Here is a 13,928-nt window from a genome sequence, read left to right on the forward strand (position 1 = left end):
GAAGGATCACATGGCATCAGCAAAAAAGCTCGACCTGGCGCTTCAAGGCGGCGGTGCTCACGGCGCTTATACATGGGGCGTGCTGGACCGACTACTCGAAGATGACCGAATCGACATCGAGGGCATCAGCGGCACCAGCGCGGGGGCCATGAACGGCGTCGTCATGGCCGACGCGCTGACTCGGGGCGGCAAGGAGACGGCTCGGCAAGCGTTGCGAGATTTCTGGAAAGCCGTCAGCCGAGCCGGCATGGCGAGCCCCATCCGCCGCTCCCCCATGGACGTACTGATCGGCAACTGGAGCCTGGATAATTCACCGGGCTATGTCGCCATGGACCTGATGACTCGTCTGGTTTCCCCTTATCAGCTCAATCCGCTGAACCTGAACCCCTTGCGAGACATCGTGGCGTCGCATATCGACTTCGACCGCGTGCGCCAGTGCGACCAGCTGAAACTCTTCGTCGCGGCGACCAACGTCCGTACCGGCAAGCAGCGCGTGTTTCGTCGTGAAGAGATGAGCGTCGATGCCGTCATGGCGTCGGCATGCCTGCCGTTCATGTTTCAGGCCGTCGAAATTGACGGCGAAGCCTTTTGGGATGGCGGCTACATGGGTAACCCCGCACTGTTTCCCTTGATGGAAGAGTGCAGCGCGCGCGACATACTGCTGGTACAAATCAACCCCATCCGCCGCGATGAGCTGCCCACCACGGCCTCGGCCATCATGAACCGGCTGAACGAGATCACCTTCAACGCTGCGCTGATCAAGGAAGTCCGCATGATTGCCCTGCTCAAGCATGCACTGGAGGAGCAAGGCATCGAAAACTGCTACCAGCAGGCTCTGTTTCATCGCATCAGTGGCGACAAGGCACTGGAGAGCCTGTCGGTATCCAGTAAGCTCAATGCCGAATGGCCGTTCCTGTGCCACCTGTTCGACCAGGGCAAAGCGGCTGCAGAGCTATGGCTCAACGAGCACTTCGAGGCGATTGGTGAGCGCTCGACGCTAGATATCGACGCCGTGTACCTGCATGGCTAGTCCTTCAAGAGCAGGCACCCTCTGATATTGCGCCAACTTGGCGCACTCGACTCGGCGCTACTGCCCCAATCGAGTGCGCCCCTGCTCCCTCCCCTTGGCACCACCCCCCCAGCGCACCCATCGTTATTCATTAAACCAATGTTTTATATTTAAAAAATGGCTAGTGGCGAATTATTTGCTTGGTGATTTCCAGTGTTATAGGCGTGGACCAGGCCCAGCCGGGTACGAGTGCGTCGAACCTGACCTTCAACGATGAAGGCATGTTCCCGTCTCTGTGCAGCGCCCTTGGCGTTGTGCGTTGACGAACTCGTTCCATGCTCATCGAGGCCACCCATGAATATCCGCCACAAAGCCAATCGTATTCGGCTGCTCAATTTCTCCACGCCGCAGATGCGGGCATTCCACATGTCCTGGTTTGCCTTTCATATCTGTTTTTTTGGCTGGTTCGGCATTGCCCCGCTGATGGCTGTCGTGCGTGAAGACCTATCACTGACCCAAACCCAAATTGGCAACACCATCATTGCGTCCGTGGCGATCACCGTGGTGGTCAGGCTGCTGATCGGGGTGCTCTGCGACCGCATCGGGCCGCGCAAGACCTATACGGGTTTGCTGCTGCTGGGCTCCATTCCCGTCATGGGGATCAGCCTGGCCAACAGCTTTGAAACCTTTCTGCTGGCTCGTCTGGCCATTGGTGCCATTGGCGCCTCGTTCGTGATTACCCAGTACCACACCACCATGATGTTCGCCCCCAATGTGGTGGGCACCGCGAATGCCACCAGCGCCGGATGGGGCAACCTGGGGGGCGGTACGACGCAAATCCTGATGCCGCTCATCTTCTCTGGAATACTCATGCTGGGCGTCAACGAAGCGCTGGGCTGGCGGCTTGCCATGCTGGTACCAGGGGTCGTGCTGTTTTTGACGGGTATCGCCTATTGGTACTTTACCCAGGATGCCCCGGATGGCAATTTCAGCGAGCTGCGCGCCCGCGGCGAGCTACCGGAAGCCAGCGGCGAATATGGCGCCGCGCAAAGTTTCATGGCTGCCGCCAAGGATATTCGTGTCTGGGCGCTGTTTGTAGTGTACGGGCTCTGCTTCGGAGTAGAGCTGACCATCAACAACATCGCCGCCATCTATTTTTTCGATACCTTTGATCTCACTCTGGCCACGGCGGGGCTCATTGCGGGCCTGTTCGGGCTGATGAATATCTTTGCCCGCACTCTGGGCGGCGTCTTTTCCGATCTGTTCGCCAAACAGTCGGGCCTCAAGGGGCGTGTGCGCTGGCTCTTCATTGCTCTGATCTGCGAAGGCATTGCGCTGATTGCGTTTTCGCAGATGCACGTGCTCAGCATGGCGATTGGCATCATGCTGGTGTTCAGCCTGTTCGTGCAGATGGCGGAGGGTGCCACTTACGGGGTCGTCCCCTTCATCAACAAGAAGGCGCTGGGAGCCGTGGCCGGCATCGTTGGCGCTGGGGGCAACATTGGCGCCGTCTCCGCCGCGTTCTTGTTTCGCAATGAAAGCCTCAGCTACCAGCAAGGGCTCTTTTATCTGGGCATTACCGTACTGCTGCTGGCTTCTTGCGTGTTGGTGGTACGCTTTAGCGATGCCACCGAGGCCGAGGAAGCCAAGGCCTACCGTGAGGCCGCCGGTGATCGTCATGAACAGGGCGCTCTCTCTTTACGCTAGCAGTTAAGCAGGCGCGTCTCTGGTCATCCAGTGAGGCGCCGTCTTTTCAGGCGGCGAGTAACAAGGAACTATTATGTCTTCTGCCCAACAGCTACTTTTGACCGCGCTGCGCTGTGATATCGACAACCTTCATCATTTGGCCACCACCGCCGATATCGTCAGCGATATCAGTCAGTTCATCCACGTTCTGCAGCGCGAACGGGGCGCTTCGACCATTTATCTGGCTTCCCAGGGGAAGCGCTTCAAGGCACGCCGCGCCACCTACCTCGAACATAGCCAAAGTGCCGAGGCGGCCATGCGCCAGCGGCTGGAAGCGCTGGGCCAGGAAGTTCGCTCACAGGCAGAGGCCAGGCTGCTTCGCCGCATAGCGGGTGTGTGGCAAGCCCTGGATGAACTTCCGGCGCTGCGCCGCGCCATCGATCAGTTCACGATTTCGCCGGATGCGGCCACGCAGGCGTTCAACCACTTGATCAGCGGGTTGCTGGCCATCGTTTTCGAAGCCGCCGACACGGCCGTAGACCCCGACATTACGCGGGCACTGGTGGCCATCTTCCACCTGATGCAGGGCAAGGAGCTGGCCGGGCAAGAGCGCGCCTGCGGCGCCTTCGGGTTTACCCTGGGGCACTTCGATGACGCGCACCGTGAACTGCTCAACCAGCTGATGGCCGCGCAGCAGCGTTGTTTCGACACCTTTGCCGAATTTGCCACCGCCGAGGCGTTGGCCACCTGGCAGCAGGCGCTTTCGCCCAAGACGTTGGCGGGCATCCGCGAGCTTCGCGATATCGCCTGCCAGCGCGCCAACGCGCCCATGGGCGTCAGCGACTCGCTGGGCGAAACCTGGTACGAACTCACCACGCTGCGGCTGGATACCATCAAGGCAGTGGAAGATACGCTCAACACGCAGCTGACCGCCCTGTGCCATCTCAAAATCGCCGAGGCCCGCAGGGCCCTGGAACACGCCACCAGCACGCCGGGCCATCCGCTGCCCGCTCCCTGCGAACAACTGCTCATGCTGGCCCCCTCGCAATCCTTGGGCGACCTGACGGCCAGCGCGCTTCACTCACCGCTCAGCCGGTCGCTGATCGAGCTGGCTCAGGCTCAGTCCAGCCGGCTGCAGGGCTTGAGCGACGAGCTGGAAAATACCCGCAAGGCCCTGCGGGAACGAAAGCTGATCGAGCGTGCCAAGGGGCTGATCATGGCCCACCAGGGCATGAGCGAAGAGGAGGCGTACCGTTTTCTACGCAAGACCTCCATGGACCAGAGCCGTAGCATGGCCGACATGGCTCAGTCGATTCTCGACCTTTCCGCGATGCTGCAGCGTAAAGATGACAAGCGCCAGCGCCATTGATGGCCGTCTGGCACCTTGCAATTTGCCAGGGGCACCCGCATAAACGGTGTGTTCGAAAGCGTGCTAATAAATCGAGCCGCTTGACCATGACCGTTTAAGCAGGTGTCACCATGAGCCAACTTGCCAACACTGCGCTGTCTGTTCTGGACCTGGCGCCCATTCGTCAAGGGGGCAGTGCCGCCGAGACCTTTCAAGACAGCGTGGCCCTGGCCCAGCACACGGAGCGACTGGGCTACCAGCGCTACTGGCTGGCCGAGCATCACAATATTGCGGGTATCGCCAGCGCCGCCACGGCCGTGCTGATTGGCCACGTGGCAGGGCAAACGTCCACCATTCGCGTTGGCAGCGGCGGCATCATGCTGCCCAACCACCCCCCGCTGGTAGTGGCCGAGCAGTTCGGCACCCTGGAGACACTCTACCCCGGCCGGATCGACCTGGGGCTGGGCCGTGCCCCCGGCTCGGATGGCGCGACCATGCGTGCCATGCGGCGGCACGCCCAGTCGGGTGTCGATGACTTTCCAGAACAGCTGGAAGAGCTGCGCCGCTACCTGGGCGAAGCCCAGCCCCAGCAAGCCGTCAAGGCCGTGCCGGGCCAGGGCACCCATGTGCCCATCTGGCTGCTCGGGTCCAGTGGCTACAGCGCCCAATTGGCCGCCAGGCTAGGGCTCCCCTTCGCCTTTGCTGCGCAGTTTGCGCCGGGCTATCTCTTCGAAGCGCTGCGCCTGTACCGCGACCAATTCCAGCCCTCCGAGCATCTGGCAGAACCCTACGCCATGGTAGGATTACCCGTGATGGCGGCCGACAGCGACGACCTGGCCCACTATCTGGCCACAACTGCCCAGCAGAAGTTTCTCAATTTGATTCGCGGCCGTCCGACGCAGTCACAACCCCCGGTCGATCATCTGGACTGGAGCCCCATGGAGCGCGCCCAGGTCGCCCAGTTTCTTGGCGCGGCCATCATTGGTGGCCCTGAAACGGTCAAGGAGCAGCTGGCCGATTTCCAGGCACGTACCGGGGCCAACGAGCTGATGATCAACAGTGACTTCTATCAGCACGCGGACCGCCTGCGCAGTTATGAGATCGTCGCGTCAGTCGTCAAGGACGCCTGACACGTTCACCTGGTGACCTTCAGCCTTTGGCAATCAAGAAAGCACCCGCCGCCAGCATCAAGGAACCTGCTGTGCGGTTGGTGCCTTTCTGGGCGCGTTCGGATTGGAAAAAGCGCCGTGCCGACGAGGCAAACGACGCCACCAGCATCAGCCCCATCATCAAACCCACCAGGGTAAGCCCAACCACCAGCAACATGTCGCCATGGTTCAGCGTGGTCAGGTCGATGAAAGTGGGTAGAAACGCGATATAAAACAGGATGACCTTCGGGTTGGAGGCCGAGATCAGGAACCCTTGGGTCAGCCCCTTGAGGGCCTCACGAGCGGATGTGGCCGCCACGGGCGCACCGCCTTCCAGGCTCGGGGGCGTGACGCTGGCCGTCCACATTTTCCAGCCCAGATAAAACAGGTAAGCCGCGCCCACGTAGCGCAACACGGTGAAGGCTTCACCCCAGTTTTCTGCCAAGGCAGCCAGCCCATAGAAGGCCAGCATCAGATAGATGACATCACTCACGGTCATGCCCACAGCCAGCGGCCAGCAGGCGCGCACGCCTTGGGACATCCCCTTGGCCAGCAGCGCAAAGATACCGGGGCCAGGAGTAATGGCGAAGACGAAGATCGCCACGAAATAGGTCAGGGCACTCTCGAGGGTCATGTGACGGCTCCCCATCTTTCGGTTGACGCTTTCAGGCATCCGCTTATGCTAGCGTATGCCATGTCTTGTATGCAGGAATACTCATGCAGCGTTTTGCATTTACCCCGATGACCCGCGACGATTTCGCCCTGTTCTGGCCAACGTTCCAGAGTATTGTAGCGGCACAGGAAACGTACGCGATAGACCCCGACATCACCTTTGATGATGCCTACCACCTATGGTGTACGCTGCCGCTGCACAGCCTGGCCGTCAAGGACGAGCAAGGTCAACTGCTGGGGGCTTATTACCTCAAGGCCAATGCCGCAGGCCCCGGCAAGCATGTCTGCAACTGCGGCTATATGGTGACACCCCATGCACGCGGCAAAGGCGTGGCCCGCGCCATGTGCGAACACTCTCAGGTACTGGCCGGTGACGCTGGCTTCGAGGCGATGCAGTTCAATGCCGTCGTGGCCAGCAATCACGTCGCAGTCGCCCTGTGGCAGCGGCTGGGGTTTGCCATTGTCGGCACCGTACCCCAGGCGTTTCGCCATCCGTCGCTGGGACTGGTGGACACCTACGTCATGCACAAGCGGCTGGTGAAAGATGCCTAGTACAACTTCGGGTGGATGCTTACGATTTGAGCTCTATCCCGTATTCACGGGGGTGAACCACGCCTTCCAGCTTGCCTATTTGCAGCATGTCCTCCTTCCCCATCACGGTATGCATATTGGTATCGGGGAAACGCAGGTTCTTGACGACCTGAACTTGGGTGGGCATGCCTTTGCCATGAGATTCGCACCATGATCGAGGATATCTCTTCGCGCATTGCCGATGGCGCTCTAGCGGCATCGCGCTATCGATAACCCCATGACGCAGGCCAGGTAGGCCTGCGTTATTGCCCTGCTCTATCGTACAAAAATTAAAATTGCGATAGGGTAGCCCTTTTCCGCTGCTGACTGCCTCCCTGGCCTCCCCATGCCGACACCCTATACTTCGTTACGCCGCCTGCCGCTTCGCACACGCATCATCGGCTTGATTACGGCGCTCGTCTTTACCATCACGCTGTTGCTGAGCTGGGTCGCCTCTCGCGAAGCCGCGTTTCATCTGGAACATCAGATTGGTGACGCCAGTGCCAACACGGCGTATCAAATGGCAGATAAGTTGAGCCGCAGCATGGATGCTCGCATCAAGGAGGTGCAGTTGCTCCTGGGCATTCGTGACGCCATGGGGAATCCCGATGCCCCGTTGACCCGCCTCCAACTCGAACAGCTACAGCGCAACTACGAGGTGACCTCATGGATTGGCGTGACCGACGCGGAAGGAATCGTTGTCGCCGCCACAGGGGGCATTCTCGAAGGCCAGTCCATCGCGGCTCGACCGGTGTTCATGGAAGGCCGACAAGCCCTCTGGATTGGCGACGTACATGAGGCTGTCCTGCTGGCCCAACTGCTGCCCAACCCCAGCGGCGAGCCGATCAAATTCGTGGATATCGCGGCACCGCTGCTCAATAGGCAAGACCAGTTGCTTGGAGTCTTGGCCGTGCACCTCAGTTGGGATTGGGCGGCACAGGTAAAAGCCTCGATGTTCACCCCCGCCCTGCGTGAGCAGCAAACGGAGCTACTACTGCTTTCTGAAGAGGGTTCTGTGATTCTGGGGCCCTCTGACCTGCTGGGCGAAACGCTCACGTTTGCCTCGGCAAGTGGCACGATGTCCAGTGCTACTTGGGACATTGAAACCTGGCCCGATGGTGAAGATTACATGACCGGCATGGCACCAAGCCAAGCCTTTGGTGCCTTTCCTGGCTTGGGCTGGATCGCCATTAGCCGTCAGCCGGTGGACACGGCCTTTGCCCCTGTGGCGCGGGTACAGGAGCTCATTCTAGGCGCCGGTTTACTGATGGCGCTGATGTTCTCGATTATCGGCTGGATTTTTGCAGCACGCCTGGTGGCCCCGTTAACGCGCTTGGCCCGTTCAGCCGATCATATTCAAACCGCCCAAAGCCGCTGTGCCATCGAGATCGAAACGGGCTCACCTGAGCTGGAGCGCCTCTCCACCTCGATCCGCAAAATGGTCGAGCGCCTGCAGGACCAGCGCCAGACCATCAATCAACTGGCGGACCTGGTGAATACCGACCCACTGACCGGCCTGCCCAATCGCGCCTTTCTGAATCAGTACTTGCAACATGCTCAGCCGGAAGCCCAGCGCCAACAGCAGAACCTGATCATGCTGATGTTCGACCTGGACGGCTTCAAGAACATCAACGATACACTGGGGCATCATGCGGGTGATCTATTGCTGATCGAAATCACTCAGCGCTTGAAGACCACCCTGCGCAGTGGTGATGTGATCGCCAGGCTGGGCGGCGATGAGTTCCTCATGGTCATCAAGAGCACGCCAGAAAACAGTCACTCTCTGGCCGAGGAAGTAAGCCAGCGCTTACTCACTCAAATCGCACTGCCTATCGAACTGCCCGGCAACATGACCGCCCAAGTCGGTTGCAGCCTGGGCGCTGCGGTGTGGCCCGAACATGGCATGGACATTCAACAGGTCATACGCCATGCCGACAACGCGCTGTATCAGGCCAAGCATCAGGGCAAACATCGCCTGGTCATTTATCGACCGGGAGTGTGAAACAGCGCTGCCACTGCTGCTCCAGCGCGTCCGTGCCCATCTCGGTGAGGTAAGTGATGTTGCGTTCTGGAATGGCCGCCGTATCGCCGTAGAACTCGATGGCTTTTTCCACGCTGGCTTCACGTAATACGTGGATCATCGGGTGCGGCGAACGGTTGGAGTAGTTGGCGGCCTCGTCGGGGTCGGCATCGGCGAAGCAGTAATCGGGGTGAAACGTCGCCAGTTGATACACGCCCTCATAGCCCAGCTGTTCCAATAGCTGTTCCGCCAGTTCCACGAAGTCCAGGTAGTGGTCGAAGTTTTTGAACAGCGTGGGAAACACCAGCAGGCTGGTTTCTGCCTCTGAGTGGGCATCCAGCCACTCGAACTCGGCGACCAGCTCCTCCAGCGCAATATCCACCTTTTTGGAGCGCACGACTTCCACACGCACCGCCTCGCGCTCCAGTTCACGCTTGGCAAAGGGGCAGATATTGTGCCCGACGATGAAGTTGGCCACCCAAGTGAGCGTCTGGGCAACGACCAAGGCATCGTCAGCGTGATGCGAAGCAGAGGAAGCGGTATCCATAAAGCTATTCCTAAAAACGATTACTAAAAACTATCTCTAAAACCATCCCTAAAAACGATCCCTAACACTCTTTTGGGACCCAGCCATCAGGCATGCTGGTGGTATCGCGCCAGCGCGACTTCATAGGATTTGTGGATATGGTCGTCCATTAATGCCCGCGCAGCAACCGCATCACGTTTCAGGGCAAGCGCTACCAGCTGATGGTGCTGATCGTCCAGTTCCTGACGGATGGTGGGCATTTTCGGGCCTAGCCGACGGTAGCGATCGAACTGGTCGTGCAACTGCTCGATGAAGCGCAGCAGCCACACCGAACCGCAGGGCGCCACCAGCGTACGATGAAACTGGGTGTGCAGCCGCTCCCACTCTTCGACGTTTTCCAGCGTGAGATCGGCGCGTTTGAGGCGGTGTGCCGCCGCCAGCAGGTCGGCCTCCCATACCGCATCTCCGTGGGCGATGGCACGCTCCAGCGCCATGCCTTCGAGTTCGGTGCGCATGCGAGCAATGTCGTCCAGCTCTTCTCGGGAGAGCTTGGGTACTCTGAAACCACGCTGATTCTCCTGAATCAGCAGGCCATAGGCTGCCAGCTTGTTCAAGGCTTCACGTAGTGGGCTCAGCCCCACCTGATACTGCTCCTTGAGCGTATTGATGGCCAGCTTCTCCCCTGCCGCAAAACGCCCCGCGACCAAATCACGGCGCAAAACGTCGTAAATGGAGCCAGGCACTTTCTCTGCGGAGAGCTGAATATGTTTGTTCATTACCGAGTCCTCAGGCAGGTTTTTCTCTGCATCGGTTGGCGGAGATGATGAGACCAAGTGTTGACGCCCCTCGACAGGCTCACCTATATTCTATTTTAGACAAGATAATCGATTTTTTAACCTACAAACGATCAAAGAGTCATCCGCATGCCATTCGACCCCGCTTCGGCCGTTGCCACGCCGTCCTCGAAGACGTTTACACAGGCGTTCGACACATGAAACAAACCGCGCTCTTCTGGGCTTTTTTCAGGGTAGGCATTTTTGGCTTTGGCGGTGGCCCCTCCATGATACCGCTGGTGCATGCAGAAGTCGTGACACGCCATCAGTGGCTCACCGACGAGGAGTTTGCCGATGTGCTGGCGATTGGCAATACCCTGCCGGGGCCCATCGCCACCAAGATGCCAGGCTACATTGGCTACCGCGTGGCGGGCATCAGTGGGTGCGTGCTCTCCGTGCTGGCAGTGGTGTTGCCCATGCTGATCGCCATGGTCGCGATGCTGGGTGCTTTCAGTCGCTATCGCGACATTGGCTGGATACAGGGCATGGGCCAGGCCGTGATCCCGGTGGTGATGGTCATGATGGGCCAGCTCACCTGGGATTTCTTCGATAAATCACGCGCCGCGCTGGGCTGGCTGGTCAGTATTGTCATGGCCGTCGTCGCGGGTGGCGTCATCTACTGGCTTGGCGTTCACCCAGGCTTCGTCATCGGCGCCATTCTGCTGGCAGCGCTGCTGCGGCCAAACCGCCAAGCGCGCTCGAAGGAGGCCGCATGATCTACTGGGAGCTGTTTCTGGCGTTCTTTATTCCCAACATCGTGGGTTACGGTGGCGGGCCGGCCATCATCCCGCTCATCGAGGCAGAAGTGGTTGGCCGCTACGGCTGGATGAGTTCGCAGGGGTTTGCCGAAACCCTGGCCCTGGGTAACGCGCTTCCCAGCCCTATCGCCACCAAGATGGCGGGCTATATCGGCTATGAAGTCGCTGGCCTGGGAGGCGCCGCCGTTGCCGTGGCCGCGACAGTGGTTCCTTCCCTGCTGCTGATGATCGGGGCACTGGGGCTGCTCTACCGCCACCGTGAATCGCCCAGGGTCAAGCGCATGAGCCAGTGGGTACGCCCGGTCATTGCCATCATGATGGCGTGGCTCACGCTCAGTTTCCTGCTGGAAAGCACCGCCAGTAGCGGCATCGTTCACACCCTGATCATCGGTATCGTCGCGGCCATCGCCCTCGTGCGATTCAACACCCACCCCGCTTTCGTTGTCATCGGCGCACTGGTTTATGGAGGGCTCTTTCTGGGCTGAAGATATCGAGATCTAAGTACCTATTCAAAATTTAATCGCGCACTCAGTGCCATAGCCATCGAGTAGCCGGTGTACCTCATCACAGAGGTTATCAAACGAAAGATACGCACTCAGCGGCAGCCATGCATACTTCATCTGCCGCCACAGAATCTCAATCAGATTCAGCTCGAGTAAGCCGATAAGTAGACCAGATGAACACGATGCGACATCCACTCGAGTATTTTCCGCCTGAAGGCCTTGGAGCGATGCATGCTGGCATTGTCGAGCACCACCACGGCGAAGGTGTCGGGGGCTTTCTGGGCTACAAAATGGTCAAACGCGTCGATGACCGTATCGGTGGTCACGGACTCGGTGGCGGTGTGATAGATCAGCTTCCCTGCTCGGCTGAGAAATCCCAGTACGTTCAGCCTTCGGCTATGTGAGTAGGCGGGCACTTCGCAGGGTTTACCAATGGGGCTCCACGCGTATGGCACCGACGATGATTGTGAAAAGCCTGATTCATCAAAGTAATAGAGCTCATGTTCGCCCTGGTCTTCCCGCTGGTGAAGCGCCTTGAGGAGGCCCTGAGTGTTGCGAAAATCAGTTTCGTCACGGCGTGCCTTCAATGAATGCCGAATACGCTTGAAGCTGAGCCTATTTTTTTTAAGCGCCCTGCGGAGCGTCACCATGCTGACCTTTTTCCCCGTCTCCTCCTGAAAGCGGGCGTGCAAGGAGCGGAGCTGATGGGGCTGTTCTGCGACCAGCTCCTGCAGTCGCTGATGGTCATTGTCATCCAAGGCAGGCGTTCGACCACTGCGCGGCTTATCGATTAGACCATCAAGGCCCGACGCTTCCCATTGCTTGAGCCATCGTGATACGGCATCGCGACGAACCTGCAGTATCTCGCTGATTTGATTGATGGTATGGCCTTGATTGCTTAACAGGATGGCATGAGCACGACGACGGAGAGCGCGCTTCTCGCTATGGTGATAGGCGGAGGTCAGCGTCTGCTGTTCAGAGTCAGAAAGTGGAACAATAAAGCGCCTTCTTGCCATGGTTCCATCCGTGCCCGAGATCCTTGCATCGATAATACACGAAAACATTAGATTAAGCACTTAACATCCGTACATGTCATTCTTACAAGAAGGAATCTCGACCATGAACCTGGATCCTCACTACTATCCTTCCTCCTCGCGACGTACGGTCACTTATGGGAAGAATGGCATGGTGGCCACTTCCCAAAGTCTGGCTGCCCAAGTGGGTGTCGACATATTGAAGCAAGGGGGCAACGCCATTGATGCTGCCATTGCGACCGCAGCTGCTTTGACCGTTGTAGAACCTACCTCTAACGGCATCGGCAGTGATGCCTTTGCCCTGGTGTGGGTCAAGGGTGAACTTCACGGCTTGAATGCCAGCGGGCCTGCGCCAAAAAAGCTGACAATCGATGCCGTCAACTCTCTTGGCCACGATTCCATGCCGGCCCATGGATTGACGCCCGTCACGGTGCCCGGAGCACCAGGAGCATGGGCTGCGCTCTCGGAGCGGTTCGGCACCCTGCCGTTCGAGCAACTGCTAGCTCCTGCCGTAAAACTGGCGGAAGAGGGTTTTGCTATCTCCCCTACCGTGAGTCAACTCTGGCAAAGCGCGATATCGCGGTATCGCCAATACTCATCCCCAGAGTTCCAGCCATGGTTCGATCACTTTGCTGCAGATGGCCGTGCTCCCAACGCCGGTGAAGTGTGGCGATCAGCCGATATGGCCGCTACGCTCAAGGCCATCGGTGCCTCTCGAGCTAACGCTTTCTATCAAGGCCACTTGGCAGAGGCCATGGACGACTTCGCGCAACAGCATGGTGGTTTTTTGCGCAAAGAGGATTTGGCTGCTTTTGAGCCTGAGTGGATCACGCCTGTCAGTGTTCGTTATAAGGGCCACGATATTTGGGAAATTCCTCCCAATGGGAGCGGCTTGATCGTCTTGCAAGCTCTGGGAATGCTGGAGCAGCTCTCCAATGAGCGCCATGATCCCATTGAAACCCTGCACCAACGCATCGAAGCAACCAAGCTTGGCTATGTAGACGGACTGAAATATATCACCGAGCCTTCGAGCATGCGCCCAAGCGTAGAGCAAATGCTTGCTCGTGAGTATTTGTCGCAGCGTGCTGCCACGATTGGGCATTATGCTCTGGATCCCGTGCACGGTAATCCTATCAAAGGCGGCACGGTGTATCTGGCAACGGCTGATAATCAAGGCAACATGGTGTCCTTCATCCAAAGTAATTTTGAAGGCTTCGGGTCTGGCATCGTCGTGCCGGGTACGGGGATCAGCCTGCAGAACCGCGGCTGGTCCTTCTCGCTGGACCCCGAGCATGCCAATGCACTGGCGCCGGGCAAGCGCACCTATCACACCATCATTCCCGGGTTCATCACCAAGGGTGATCAGGCGGTAGGACCGTTTGGCGTGATGGGTGGCTACATGCAGCCTCAGGGCCATGTTCAGGTCGTCACGGCCATGCTGGAAGACCACTTGAACCCGCAGGCAGCGCTGGATATGCCGCGCTGGAAATGGACCGCCGGCAAAACCGTCGAAGTCGAAGCCGACTTCCCCAACCACCTGGCCCTGGCGCTGGCACGACGAGGGCACCACATCGTCAAGGTCGCTGACTCACTCAGCTTTGGCCGTGGCCAGATCATCCTGCGCAACTCGGACACCGGGGTGCTTCAGGGGGGCACAGAGCCTCGTACCGACGGCGCCGTGCTGCCGCTCTAACGCATTTCCGCGTTGGCGCTTCTTGCCCACCCGCCCTTCCCAGGGCGGGCTGGCTCTTGCAGGCAAATCCACGCATCATGGGCACCGATGTTTCTTCTTCTGGCCACCCAGCGATGTCTCCATGAAAC

The 13,928-nt window shown here is 58.9% G+C and carries 13 protein-coding genes and 1 pseudogene; 9 read left to right on the forward strand and 5 right to left on the reverse strand.

Annotation, left to right across the window (positions count from 1 at the left end):
- Positions 1 to 10: 10 nt before the first annotated feature.
- From IE061_RS02050 to IE061_RS02065, 4 genes are all read left to right on the forward strand, one after another.
- Positions 11 to 1,030, forward strand: a complete 1,020-nt coding sequence (locus IE061_RS02050; RefSeq protein WP_193460836.1) for a patatin-like phospholipase family protein — start codon at positions 11 to 13, stop codon at positions 1,028 to 1,030.
- Between the two features lie 333 nt (positions 1,031 to 1,363).
- Positions 1,364 to 2,716 carry a NarK family nitrate/nitrite MFS transporter gene (locus IE061_RS02055; protein WP_193460837.1) on the forward strand — a complete coding sequence of 451 codons (1,353 nt, stop codon included), beginning with the start codon at positions 1,364 to 1,366 and terminating at the stop codon, positions 2,714 to 2,716.
- 73 nt (positions 2,717 to 2,789) lie between these two features.
- The gene (locus IE061_RS02060; protein ID WP_193460838.1) at positions 2,790 to 4,064 is read left to right on the forward strand and encodes a nitrate regulatory protein; all 1,275 of its coding nucleotides are present in this window, start codon (positions 2,790 to 2,792) and stop codon (positions 4,062 to 4,064) included.
- Between the two features lie 110 nt (positions 4,065 to 4,174).
- Positions 4,175 to 5,173, forward strand: a complete 999-nt coding sequence (locus IE061_RS02065) for an LLM class flavin-dependent oxidoreductase (protein WP_193460839.1) — start codon at positions 4,175 to 4,177, stop codon at positions 5,171 to 5,173.
- 19 nt (positions 5,174 to 5,192) lie between these two features.
- Here the strand turns inward: IE061_RS02065 and IE061_RS02070 are convergent, their stop codons facing one another.
- Positions 5,193 to 5,825 (reverse strand): LysE family translocator, encoded by a 633-nt coding sequence (locus IE061_RS02070; protein WP_193460840.1) that lies wholly within the window; start codon positions 5,823 to 5,825, stop codon positions 5,193 to 5,195.
- A gap of 83 nt (positions 5,826 to 5,908) precedes the next feature.
- On the opposite strand from IE061_RS02070, the gene IE061_RS02075 reads away from it, so the two are divergent.
- Entirely contained in the window at positions 5,909 to 6,415 is a 507-nt protein-coding gene (locus IE061_RS02075) for a GNAT family N-acetyltransferase (protein WP_016914705.1), read from the forward strand.
- Positions 6,416 to 6,434: 19 nt separating this feature from the next.
- On the opposite strand, the gene IE061_RS02080 is transcribed toward IE061_RS02075, so the two are convergent.
- Positions 6,435 to 6,581: a hypothetical protein gene (locus IE061_RS02080; protein ID WP_193460993.1), complete on the reverse strand. Its 147-nt coding sequence runs from the start codon at positions 6,579 to 6,581 to the stop codon at positions 6,435 to 6,437.
- Positions 6,582 to 6,779: 198 nt separating this feature from the next.
- Here IE061_RS02080 and IE061_RS02085 point away from each other — a divergent pair, with 198 nt between their 5' ends.
- Positions 6,780 to 8,435, forward strand: a complete 1,656-nt coding sequence (locus IE061_RS02085; RefSeq protein ID WP_193460841.1) for a sensor domain-containing diguanylate cyclase — start codon at positions 6,780 to 6,782, stop codon at positions 8,433 to 8,435.
- Here IE061_RS02085 and IE061_RS02090 read toward each other — a convergent pair.
- Positions 8,413 to 9,000: a DUF1415 domain-containing protein gene (locus IE061_RS02090; RefSeq protein ID WP_193460842.1), complete on the reverse strand. Its 588-nt coding sequence runs from the start codon at positions 8,998 to 9,000 to the stop codon at positions 8,413 to 8,415. The two genes, IE061_RS02085 and IE061_RS02090, sit on opposite strands and share 23 nt — an antisense overlap.
- An 86-nt stretch (positions 9,001 to 9,086) precedes the next feature.
- Entirely contained in the window at positions 9,087 to 9,755 is a 669-nt protein-coding gene (locus tag IE061_RS02095; RefSeq protein ID WP_193460843.1) for a GntR family transcriptional regulator, read from the reverse strand.
- Positions 9,756 to 9,970: 215 nt separating this feature from the next.
- Here IE061_RS02095 and IE061_RS02100 point away from each other — a divergent pair, with 215 nt between their 5' ends.
- Together IE061_RS02100 and IE061_RS02105 are read left to right on the forward strand one after the other, a co-directional pair.
- Positions 9,971 to 10,528: a chromate transporter gene (locus IE061_RS02100; RefSeq protein WP_193460844.1), complete on the forward strand. Its 558-nt coding sequence runs from the start codon at positions 9,971 to 9,973 to the stop codon at positions 10,526 to 10,528.
- Positions 10,525 to 11,055: a chromate transporter gene (locus tag IE061_RS02105; RefSeq protein ID WP_039176834.1), complete on the forward strand. Its 531-nt coding sequence runs from the start codon at positions 10,525 to 10,527 to the stop codon at positions 11,053 to 11,055. Before IE061_RS02100 ends, IE061_RS02105 begins: the two co-directional genes overlap by 4 nt.
- 24 nt (positions 11,056 to 11,079) lie before the next feature.
- Here IE061_RS02105 and IE061_RS02110 read toward each other — a convergent pair.
- Positions 11,080 to 12,089 (reverse strand): annotated as a pseudogene (locus tag IE061_RS02110) (IS630 family transposase).
- A 103-nt stretch (positions 12,090 to 12,192) separates the two neighbouring features.
- Between IE061_RS02110 and IE061_RS02115 the strand changes: the two are divergent.
- Positions 12,193 to 13,800: a gamma-glutamyltransferase family protein gene (locus tag IE061_RS02115; protein WP_193460845.1), complete on the forward strand. Its 1,608-nt coding sequence runs from the start codon at positions 12,193 to 12,195 to the stop codon at positions 13,798 to 13,800.
- Positions 13,801 to 13,928 lie beyond the last annotated feature (128 nt).

This window comes from Vreelandella hamiltonii, assembly GCF_014651795.1.
In the GTDB taxonomy this organism is placed as follows: domain Bacteria; phylum Pseudomonadota; class Gammaproteobacteria; order Pseudomonadales; family Halomonadaceae; genus Vreelandella; species Vreelandella hamiltonii.

What these genes read in the sequence shown, in the direction of transcription:
- IE061_RS02080 (WP_193460993.1), bottom strand. Translation starts at nt 6,581, where the DNA reads ATGCCCACCCAAGTTCAGGTCGTCAAGAACCTGCGTTTCCCCGATACC.
- IE061_RS02055 (WP_193460837.1), top strand. Translation starts at nt 1,364, where the DNA reads ATGAATATCCGCCACAAAGCCAATCGTATTCGGCTGCTCAATTTCTCC.
- IE061_RS02065 (WP_193460839.1), top strand. Translation starts at nt 4,175, where the DNA reads ATGAGCCAACTTGCCAACACTGCGCTGTCTGTTCTGGACCTGGCGCCC.
- IE061_RS02070 (WP_193460840.1), bottom strand. Translation starts at nt 5,825, where the DNA reads ATGACCCTCGAGAGTGCCCTGACCTATTTCGTGGCGATCTTCGTCTTC.
- IE061_RS02115 (WP_193460845.1), top strand. Translation starts at nt 12,193, where the DNA reads ATGAACCTGGATCCTCACTACTATCCTTCCTCCTCGCGACGTACGGTC.
- IE061_RS02090 (WP_193460842.1), bottom strand. Translation starts at nt 9,000, where the DNA reads ATGGATACCGCTTCCTCTGCTTCGCATCACGCTGACGATGCCTTGGTC.
- IE061_RS02095 (WP_193460843.1), bottom strand. Translation starts at nt 9,755, where the DNA reads ATGAACAAACATATTCAGCTCTCCGCAGAGAAAGTGCCTGGCTCCATT.
- IE061_RS02105 (WP_039176834.1), top strand. Translation starts at nt 10,525, where the DNA reads ATGATCTACTGGGAGCTGTTTCTGGCGTTCTTTATTCCCAACATCGTG.
- IE061_RS02075 (WP_016914705.1), top strand. Translation starts at nt 5,909, where the DNA reads ATGCAGCGTTTTGCATTTACCCCGATGACCCGCGACGATTTCGCCCTG.
- IE061_RS02100 (WP_193460844.1), top strand. Translation starts at nt 9,971, where the DNA reads ATGAAACAAACCGCGCTCTTCTGGGCTTTTTTCAGGGTAGGCATTTTT.
- IE061_RS02050 (WP_193460836.1), top strand. Translation starts at nt 11, where the DNA reads ATGGCATCAGCAAAAAAGCTCGACCTGGCGCTTCAAGGCGGCGGTGCT.
- IE061_RS02085 (WP_193460841.1), top strand. Translation starts at nt 6,780, where the DNA reads ATGCCGACACCCTATACTTCGTTACGCCGCCTGCCGCTTCGCACACGC.
- IE061_RS02060 (WP_193460838.1), top strand. Translation starts at nt 2,790, where the DNA reads ATGTCTTCTGCCCAACAGCTACTTTTGACCGCGCTGCGCTGTGATATC.